We start from the raw sequence: 9339 nt of genomic DNA on the forward strand, positions 1-9339 counted from the left end.
CGTCGGATTTCCAGTCAGACGGTCACTCGGCCCAGGCTTTCCAGTCGGCTTCGTGGGCGGCGATCCAGGCGGCGGCGACGTCTTCCGGCGTCTTGCCTTCGAGATCGATCTCGCCGCTCATCTTGTTGAGCTCGCCGGTATCGACCGTGTAGTTTTTCGCGACCTTGTAGGCGACAGGCCATTTGTCCTTCATGCCGGCCCAGGAATATTTCCAGATCTCGCCATGCGGCTTGCCGCAGTCATATTTCGCGTCGGGGTTCACACCCCATTTCGGGTCGGTGTAGCACTCTGTCGTATAGTCGGGGAATTCGACCCATTCGCCCTTGTATTTGGCCGGCGCCCAATGCGGCGAATAGATCCACAGCATGATCGGCGCCTTGCGCTGATAGGCCGAGTCCAGTTCGGCGAACATCGCCGCATCGGTACCGGCATGGATGACGGTGAAGGGCAGTTTCAGCGCCTCGACGCGTTCGTCGTCAAAACCTTCCCATGTCACGGGTCCGCCGAGATAACGCCCCTTCGGCGCGGTTTCGGCCGTCGAGAAGGCCTCGGCGCATTTCGGGTCTTTCAGCGCTTCCCAGTTCGGCAGGCCGGGGCATTTCTCTTTCATATATTCGGGAAACCACCATTCTTCCTTGGCCTTTGGTCCGAGCTTGCCGAGGCGTTCGGTCTGGCCCGTCGCGTCCGAGGCCTTCATCGCCTCGCCGGCCGTCGTGTCCCAGAATTCCAGGCCGACATCGATGTCGCCATTGGTCAGGCCGGTGGTCAGGCTGGAGAGATAGTCGGCGGTCGGGTACTCGACGGTGTAGCCGAGCTTTTCGAGGATGCCGCCGAGGATCTTGGCGTTCAGATTGACGCTGGTCCAATCGAACAGTGCGATCTTGATCGGGTCGTTGGATTCCGGCGCTGCCGCATAGGCCGAAGATGTCAGTGCGGCTGCGGCAAGTGTTAAGGCTCCCATTGAGAAATTCGAAATCATGCTCCGAAGTGACATGCTTGTTCTCCTGTCAAGCTCTGGTGGACGTTATCGTTAGTTCCCTTCTTGCGTCTTTTTTGATTGTGTTGGAAAAGCTGGTCGTTGTGCAAGACCATCGGCGCCACAATGCTGCCGAAGCGGATGCCGGCGCAAAGCGGGTGGTGCCCAAATTGGTGAAGATGTGGCGGGACCGGCCGCGTCATGACTGCCGAAGGATTGCTGCCAAGGCAGTCATCCACGGATCGATCGCCGGTCTTGAGGGGCAAACCATCAAAGTCCCATGATCTCGGCTGTTGGCTCGGCAACTCGCCCAGAGCCACTTTCATGAGATGAAATTATATATACCAACGTTCACGTCGCGCAACGATTAACGCCGGTGCCAATTTCACGGCCCGTTTTTTTGCATGGGCCCGTAGATGAGTTTGAAAAAAGCCAAGGTTGCCGGTCATCCCGTGTGCGAGCCGCGAGGACAGGGTACCGATACAATGCAGCAGACCAAAATGCCTTACTCCTTCGCCAACCGCGGGATCGCCGCCGGCTTGTGACCTTTCAACACCAGATCATTTCCGAGGCTTTCATGACCTCTTCCTTGAACAGACTGCGAATTGCTGTGCTCTTTGGCGGACGTTCCGCCGAACATGACGTTTCGGTGCTTTCAGCAACCAATGTCATGCGTGCGCTGCTGTCCGCCAAATACGATGCCCTCCCGATCTTCGTCACGAGCGAAGGACAGTGGCTGCTGAGCAGCTTCCAGGATGGTACGCTCGCAAAACCTGCGGCCGGCACGGAAGTTTGCCTGGTTCCGGGTGGGCGCGGACGGATGATGGCGATCCCGGCCGACGGCACGCCCTATGATCTGCCGAAGATCGACATCCTGTTTCCTGTCCTGCACGGCCCTCATGGCGAAGACGGCTCGGTACAGGGGGTGGCCGAGGTGGCTCGGGTGCCGCTCGCCGGCTGCGGCATCCTGGGTTCGGCAACCGCGCTGGACAAGGACATCGCCAAACGGCTCCTGGAACCGGCGGGGCTGCCAATCGCGCGCTCAGTGACGATCCATGAAGGTGCGGCGCCCGCCCTCGCTGCACTGGAAAGCGAACTCGGCCTGCCGTTCTTCATCAAACCGGCGCGTCAGGGATCGTCTGTCGGCGTCGGAAAAGTCCATGCCAGCCAGGAATTCGATGGAGCGCTTGCTGAAGCCTTCCGGCACGATTGCAAGCTGTTGGCCGAGGAATTCATTCGTGGGCGCGAGATCGAATATAGCGTGCTGGAGGACCCGGCAGGCGACCTGTTCGTCTCGCGGCCAGGCGAGATCGTGCCGGCCGAAAGCCACGATTTCTACAGCTACGATGCCAAATACATCGACGAGAACGGCGCGGCACTTAAAGTGCCGGCCGAACTGCCGCCGGGGGTCGAGGCAGCCATGCGGGACGTGGCCGCAAGGGCTTTCAGAGCCGTCGGCTGTGACGGGATGGCGCGCGTCGACTTTTTCCTGACACCGGACATGCAATTCCTGGTCAATGAAATCAACACCATCCCCGGCTTCACCGATATCAGCATGTATTCCAAGGCAATGGCGGCGAGCGGCGTCAGCTATTCCGAAATCATCGACCGGCTCGTGGAGCATGGATTGGCACGGGCCGGCCGACCGGTCTGAACGCAGCGAAGGGGCTTTCAGATCCCGGTGGATGGTACGTTGGCCCGCGCCGCCGCTCACGACATGATCAGGCCGCCATCGACGTTGATGGTCTGGCCGGTGATGTAGGCCGCATCGTCGCTGGCCAGAAAGCTGACCAGGCCGGAGACATCCTCGCCGCTGCCGGCGCGGCCCATCGGGATGTTCTTCACCCATTCGGCCATCAGCTCGCCGGGCTTGTAGTCGCCCATCAACTTGCCCCATGCGGCATCGTTATAGGCCCACATATCGGTGTCGATGATGCCGGGGCAGATCGCGTTGACGGTGATCTTCTCCTTGGCCACTTCCTTGGCCAGGCTCTGGGTGATGCCGACGACGCCGAATTTCGAGGCCGCATAATGCGGCGTGTAGATAAAGCCCTGCCGCGCCTGGCCGGATGCGGTGTTGATCAGCCGGCCGCCGTCGCCATGCTTGCGGATGCGCGCGATCGCCTCCTGGCAGCACAGGAACACGCCCTTGGTGTTGACCGCCATCACCTTGTCCCATTCGGCCTCGGTCATCGCCTCTATCCTGGCGATGGTGATGACACCGGCATTCTGTACGGAGATGTCGACGCGGCCGAACTGTTGCTCGGCCAGGTCATAGAGGGCGACGACCTCGTCCTTTTTGGTCACGTCCATGCGCAGCGATGCGACCCTGGCGCCCGTAGCCTTGAGATCGGCGGCGACCTCTTCGACGCGCGGGTCGATGGCGCTGACGACGACCGCGGCACCTTCCGCCGCGAAGCGCCTGGCCATTGCCGCGCCAATGCCGCCGCTGGCGCCGGTGATGACCGCCGTTTTTCCCAGGAATCGCTTCTGCATCTTTTCTCCTACCAGCAGACGAAGCCGCCATCGACGATCAGGTCGATGCCGGTGACGAAACTCGAGGCGCGGCTGGCCAGGAACACGGTCGGGCCGACCATCTCTTCCGGCGCCGCCATGCGGCCCATCGGCGTGTCGCGCTCAAAGATCCTGACCTGGTCGGCGACCTCCGGCCGCTTGTTCATCGGCGTCAGCGTGTAGCCGGGGCTGACGATATTGACGCGCAGGCCGCGATCGGCCCATTCCATGGCGAGGCTCTTCGACATGTGGATCACCGCGGCCTTCGACGAATTGTAATGCGCCTGAGTCAGGCCGCGATTGACGATCGAGCCCGACATCGACGCGATGTTGATGATCGAGCCCTTGCGCCGCGTCAGCATGGCGCGGGCCTCGGCCTGGCAGGATAGGAACACGCCGCTGACATTGACGTCATAGAGCTTCTGCCATTTCTCCAGCGACAGCGTCTCTGCCGGCTCAGCTCCGGCGACGCCGGCATTGTTGACGGCGATTGTCAACGCGCCGAGTTCCATCTCCGTACGCTCGATCGCGGCCGCGAGATCGGCCTCTGAAGTCACCGTGCCGTTCAGCACCAGCGCCTTGCGGCCGAGTGCCGTGATCCGGTGCGCGGTCTCCTCCAGCCCGCCTTTCGAGGCGTGGCCGAAGCAGGCTATGTCGGCGCCGGCCCCGGCCAGCCCAATGGCGATTGCCTGCCCGATGCCGCTGCCGGCGCCTGTCACAAGTGCCACGTCACCATGAAGGTCGAATAATTCCATCGTCGGTCCCTCTCCTCCAACCGCCGTCCTCCGGAAATAAAGGGGCGCCAACTCTGTTGCTGGCGCCCCGCGCGGTCTGGTGCCCGGGAGGATACCACCTGCTGCGCTTTGTTTCGATGGGCTGTTCCTAGCTCGTGGCGAGTTCCATCACGGCGATATTGCTTGCTTCGCTGCGGTCGAGAATGCCGCGTTGCCGGCCGCGGCTCAGCACCAGCACGCGATGCGACAGGCCGAGAACTTCCTCGAGGTCGGAGCTCACCACCACCACCGCCATGCCGGAGCGGGCAAGGTCGGCGATGACATCATAGATCGCGGCGCGTGCACCTACGTCGATGCCGCGCGTCGGCTCGTCCAGGATGAATACCTTGGGCGGGCGCGACACCCATTTGGCGATGATCACTTTCTGCTGGTTGCCGCCGGAGAGCTTGCTGACCGCCTGGTTCGGCCGGCCCTTGACGCCGAGCCGGCGAATGCCGGCCTCGGCGAATTTCTGCACCGCCTTCGGGAACACCCAGCCATTCGGCGCGACATGGTCGAAATTGCCGATCGCCAGGTTCTCGCCGATCGTCTGGTCGAGCACCACGCCCTGCGCCTTGCGGTCTTCCGGTACCAGGACGACGCCGGCCTTGATCGCCGCCGCCGGGCCATTGAGATGCACCGGCTTGCCGGCGACGCGCACCGATCCCGATGAGATCGGATCGGCACCGGCGATCGCCCGCACCAGCTCCGTGCGTCCGGCGCCGATCAGCCCGGCAATGCCGAGGATTTCGCCGGCCCGCACTGAAAAGCTGACATTTTGAAAGCTGCGTTCCGGCGAGGACAGGTTCTCGACCTCGAGCAGCGTGTCGTTGCCCGGCGCCGATACCGTAGGGAACATCCGCTCGACACTGCGGCCGACCATTTGCTCGACGACAGTGCGCACCGGAATGTCGGCGCGCTCGTGCCGGGCGACGATGCGCCCGTCGCGCATCACCACCACGCGATCGGCGATCTGGGCGATCTCGTCCAGCCGGTGGCTGATATAGATGAAGGACATGCCTTCCGCCTTGAGCTTGCGGATCTGCTGGAACAGGAGCTCCGTTTCCTCGCCGCCAAGGGCTGCCGTTGGTTCGTCGAAGATCAGCAGCTCGGCATTGAGCGTCAGCGCCTTGGCGATCTCGACCTGCTGCTGGGCGGCGATACGCAGCGTGCGCACCTTGCGCTCGGGCGAGACATCGAGGCCGAGGCGCTTCAATTGGGCCGATGCCCGTGCATTCATTGCCGCGCGGTCGATGCGGCCGCCACGCATCGGCAGGCGCCCGACATAGACGTTTTCGGCGACCGACAGATCGGGCAAGAGCTTCAGCTCCTGGTGGATCATGCCGATGCCGGCGTCGATCGCCGCGGCAGGATTGGCGGGGGAATAAGCGTTCCCCCGCCAGGTGATGGTGCCGGCATCGGGTTTCGTCGACCCGGCGATGATGTTCGAGACAGTCGACTTGCCGGCGCCGTTTTCGCCAAGCAGCGCCACGACCTCGCCCGGCCGCACCTCGAAGCTCGCATCGGCCAGGACCTGCACCGGCCCGTAGCTTTTGCAGAGGCCGCTGACGACGAGCCCGTTATGGGGGCTGTGCGTGTGGTGAGGATCGGTGGACATCGTTGCGCTCGTCGATTGCCGGACTGGTCTCAATCAGGGATGCTTGGCGATGAACTGCTCGACATTGTCCTTGGTGGTCAGCGTCGCATCCTGCAGCTGTTCGGCGGGAATGGTCTCGCCGGCCACCAGCTTGATTGCTGCATCGACGGCGAGCCGGCCCATGCCCTGGGTTTGCTGCGTCGCGGTCACGTCGAAGACGCCGTCCTTCAGTGCCTTGAGCGCCGCCACGTCGCCGTCGAAGCCGGCAACCCAGACCTTGTGGCCGGGATTGGCGACCTTGACGGCCTGCGCCGCACCGAGCGCCAGCGCGTCGGCCTGGCCGATGACGATCGACACGTCGGGGTGCGACTGCAACAGATCCTGCGTCAGCTTGAAGCCTTCGTCCTGGTGCCAGCCTTCGCTCCACAATTCTCCGACAACCTTGATGTCGGGATAGCCTTTCAGCGCTTCGCCGCAGCCCTTCGAGCGGTCGACTTCGGGCGTCGTGCCCTTCTGGCCGTGGATGATGATCAGCTCGCCCTTGCCGCCGGCCTGCTTGGCGATGTAGTCGCAAACCGCCTTGGCCGATGCCACGCTGTTGGTTGCGATGAAGGTATCGCCGGGCGCGCCATCGGCGTTGCGGTCGACATTGACGACTGGGATACCGGCAGCCTTGGCGGTCTTGGTCGGCACGGTGGCGGCGGTGGCGCCGGCTGGAATGTAGATCAGCGCATCGATGTTCTGCGTGATCAGGTCCTGCACCTGGCTGACCTGGGTCGCCGAATCGCCCTTGGCGTCGACGGTGACGACCTCGATCCCCTTTTCCTTGCCGTAGGCTTCGACGGACTGCTTGATCTGGTTGAAGAAGTCGGCCTGCAGATTGGCGACGGCGAGGCCGAGCTTCTTGGCCTCCTTGGCCGAGGCCATGTCGGACAGGCCAAGCAGCGGGATGACGGCCGCGGCGGCAAGCAGCAATGAACGTTTGGTCAGCATGTTTATTCCTCCGTTGATGTTCAATCTGTCCTGCCCGCGCATCGCGGCGCCCCTTGGCCGAACAACTCCCAGTTTCGGATCACCGATCCGTTTTCGCCCGAATATCGGGGCGAATCTCATTGAGCCCAATTCTTCATTGTGCCCCATCCTTCATTGTGCTCGGCGCCGCCACGTGTCGGTGGCCACCGCCAGCGCGATCACCACGCCGATAACCACTTGCTGGATGAAGGGCGAGACACCGAGCAGGTTCAGCCCGTTGCGCAGCACGCCGATGATGAGGACGCCGATGGCTGTGCCGCCGATCGAACCGACGCCGCCCGACAGGCTGGCGCCGCCGATCACCACCGCCGCGATCGTGTCGAGTTCGTAGCCAAGGCCGGAGCTCGGCTGGACGGAATCGAGCCGGGCGGCAAGCACGATGCCGGCGAGACCGGCCAGCACGGCGCAGATCGCATAGACCCAGTTTGTCAGCGACTTGACTGGTATGCCGGACAGCCGGGCGACTTCGGCGCTGCCGCCGATTGCGTACAGGCTACGGCCGGTAGCGCGATAATTCAGGAAGATCGCGAAAATGACGGCAAGCACGATCATCAGCCCGACGGTGACCGAGAGGAATCCGAAATGGCGGATTATCGACAGGCTGGTGAACCAGTCGGGAAAGCCGACGATCTGCGAGCCGTCGGTGATCATGTTGGCGAGGCCGCGCGCCACCGACATCATCGCCAACGTGGCGATGAAGGGCGGCAGCTTGGTGACCGTCACCAGCAGGCCCGAAACCAGACCGCAAAGGCCGGCGACGACGAGGGCTGCGGCGATGCCGGCCGGCAGGCCGAGATTGAGATAGTCCGGATGGGCGACGAAGCCCATCACCATGGAAGCCAGCGCCAGCACCGAGCCGACGGACAGGTCGATGCCGCCGATCAGGATGACCAGCGTCATGCCGATCGCCATGATGCCGAGCACAGTGACCTGGTCGAGCACGTTGAGGATGTTGCGGATGGTCAGGAACGTGTCGGTGGTCAGCGAGAGCGCCAGGCACAGCAGAACCAGCCCGATCAGCGGACCCATGGTTCCGGCAAAGACAGCTGAAAACCTTGCGCCCGCCGTAGCCTGCGCGCCAGAGCCTGCCTTCAACTCGCCTGCCTTCAAATTGCTTGCGTCGTTGCTCACAGCCACTTTGTCTCCTCCACAGCAATCCGGCGCTGCATCACCGGGCCACTTTGTTCACCAGGCCCCTCCCTGTGAACAATTTATCTTTAACATGCAATTTTGTTCAGCTAAACTGTTCGTCGGAAAATTGTCAAGGCCTGCGGCTTCATTCGACGACGGGTTTGCGCTGTCCGCCGGTTTGCCTTACGCAAGGTCTCGGAAATCTTGGGCATTTCGAAGTCGCCGGATTGGAATATCATGAGCAGAGCCGGCGGCTGCGGCAAGGCAAACAGATGACGATCGTAGAGAACGAAAGAGCCCCGCGCTTCCCCGACGCCGAACTCAAGGCTCGCGCCGCCTGGCACTATTATGTCGAGGGTCTTACACAGGAGCGGATTTCCGAAATTCTCGGCGTCGGCCGCATCAAGGTGCATCGCATTCTCTCCGCCGCCCGCGAAGAGGGTGTCGTCCAGTTTCGCATCCGCGACAGCGTCGTCGAATGCGTGATTTTGGAGGAAAGCCTCAAGCAGCGGTTCGGGCTCAGCCAGGCTGTTGTGGTGCCGTCGGCGGCCGACCGAAGCAACGCGCCGCTGATGATCGGCCACGCCGCCGCCGCCTACCTGGCCGACCATGTGAATGCCGGCGATGTCATCGCACTGGGCTGGGGGCGGACACTGAAATTCGCCATCAATGAATTGCCGCGGCGGCCCATCGCCAGGACGACGGTGGTTTCGATGCTTGGCGGCCTCACCCATGCCCAGCCGCTCAACCCGACAGAAAGCGCCTGGGATTTCGCCGAAAAGATCGGTGCGGAGTGCTTCCTGCTGCCGGTGCCGGTCTATGCCGACAGGCCGGAGCAGCGCGACGCTTTCATGAGCCAGCGCAGCGTTCAGGACGTCGTCTTCCGTGCACGCCGGGCAAACATCGCCGTGCTCAGCGTCGGCTCGTTTTCCAACGACAGCCCGATCGCCAATTACGGCTTCATCAAGCCAAGCGAACTCGAGGAATTGCAGGCGGCCGGTGCCGTCGGCGATATTCTGTGTCATTTCATCGACGCCGAGGGCCGCCCGGTCGACCACGAGGTCAACCGCCGCGTCTGCGCCTATCCGCTGCAGGATCTGTCGGATATCCCGAGCATCATCCTGGTGTCGGGCGGCAGCGAGAAGGTAGCGGTAATGCGGGCTGCGCTCGCCAACACCAAGGTATCGGTTCTGATCACCGACGAAGACGCGGCAAAGGGGCTGCTCAACCGCTAGAGCGGCGGACTTTCATGTGAGTCCATACCCTGCGGCTGCGAAGTAATTTCTGCATTCTATTGGAGAGAAGAGATTGCAGAT

9 protein-coding genes are annotated in these 9339 nt (G+C 62.7%); 3 read left to right on the forward strand and 6 right to left on the reverse strand.

The window, feature by feature from the left end; translation table 11 throughout:
* Positions 1-22: 22 nt before the first annotated feature.
* Positions 23-994, reverse strand: a complete 972-nt coding sequence (locus NKK47_RS06260) for an ABC transporter substrate-binding protein (protein ID WP_352575662.1) — start codon at positions 992-994, stop codon at positions 23-25.
* Positions 995-1017: 23 nt separating this feature from the next.
* Between NKK47_RS06260 and NKK47_RS06265 the strand changes: the two genes are divergently transcribed.
* Both NKK47_RS06265 and NKK47_RS06270 read left to right on the forward strand, forming a co-directional pair.
* Positions 1018-1260: a hypothetical protein gene (locus NKK47_RS06265; protein WP_352575664.1), complete on the forward strand. Its 243-nt coding sequence runs from the start codon at positions 1018-1020 to the stop codon at positions 1258-1260.
* Positions 1261-1553: 293 nt separating this feature from the next.
* The gene (locus NKK47_RS06270) at positions 1554-2630 is read left to right on the forward strand and encodes a D-alanine--D-alanine ligase family protein (RefSeq protein WP_352575666.1); all 1077 of its coding nucleotides are present in this window, start codon (positions 1554-1556) and stop codon (positions 2628-2630) included.
* Between the two features lie 56 nt (positions 2631-2686).
* Here NKK47_RS06270 and NKK47_RS06275 read toward each other — a convergent pair whose 3' ends face one another.
* The 5 genes from NKK47_RS06275 to NKK47_RS06295 form a co-directional block, all read right to left on the reverse strand.
* A complete protein-coding gene (locus NKK47_RS06275; RefSeq protein ID WP_352575668.1) occupies positions 2687-3472 on the reverse strand; it encodes an SDR family oxidoreductase in 786 nt (261 codons plus the stop codon).
* Positions 3473-3480: 8 nt separating this feature from the next.
* Positions 3481-4245 carry an SDR family oxidoreductase gene (locus NKK47_RS06280; protein ID WP_352575670.1) on the reverse strand — a complete coding sequence of 255 codons (765 nt, stop codon included), beginning with the start codon at positions 4243-4245 and terminating at the stop codon, positions 3481-3483.
* Between the two features lie 127 nt (positions 4246-4372).
* A complete protein-coding gene (locus tag NKK47_RS06285; RefSeq protein ID WP_352575672.1) occupies positions 4373-5881 on the reverse strand; it encodes a sugar ABC transporter ATP-binding protein in 1509 nt (502 codons plus the stop codon).
* 33 nt (positions 5882-5914) lie between these two features.
* On the reverse strand, positions 5915-6853 hold the full coding sequence (locus NKK47_RS06290; protein ID WP_023674026.1) for a sugar ABC transporter substrate-binding protein: 939 nt from the start codon (positions 6851-6853) through the stop codon (positions 5915-5917).
* A gap of 150 nt (positions 6854-7003) precedes the next feature.
* Positions 7004-7987 carry an ABC transporter permease gene (locus NKK47_RS06295; protein WP_198023514.1) on the reverse strand — a complete coding sequence of 328 codons (984 nt, stop codon included), beginning with the start codon at positions 7985-7987 and terminating at the stop codon, positions 7004-7006.
* Positions 7988-8295: 308 nt separating this feature from the next.
* Here NKK47_RS06295 and NKK47_RS06300 point away from each other — a divergent pair, with 308 nt between their 5' ends.
* Complete coding sequence (locus tag NKK47_RS06300) at positions 8296-9258, forward strand: sugar-binding transcriptional regulator (protein ID WP_352473400.1); 963 nt, start codon at positions 8296-8298, stop codon at positions 9256-9258.
* The last annotated feature ends 81 nt before the right edge of the window (positions 9259-9339 follow it).

The organism is Mesorhizobium sp. M0019 (assembly GCF_040323975.1).
Taxonomy (GTDB): domain Bacteria; phylum Pseudomonadota; class Alphaproteobacteria; order Rhizobiales; family Rhizobiaceae; genus Mesorhizobium.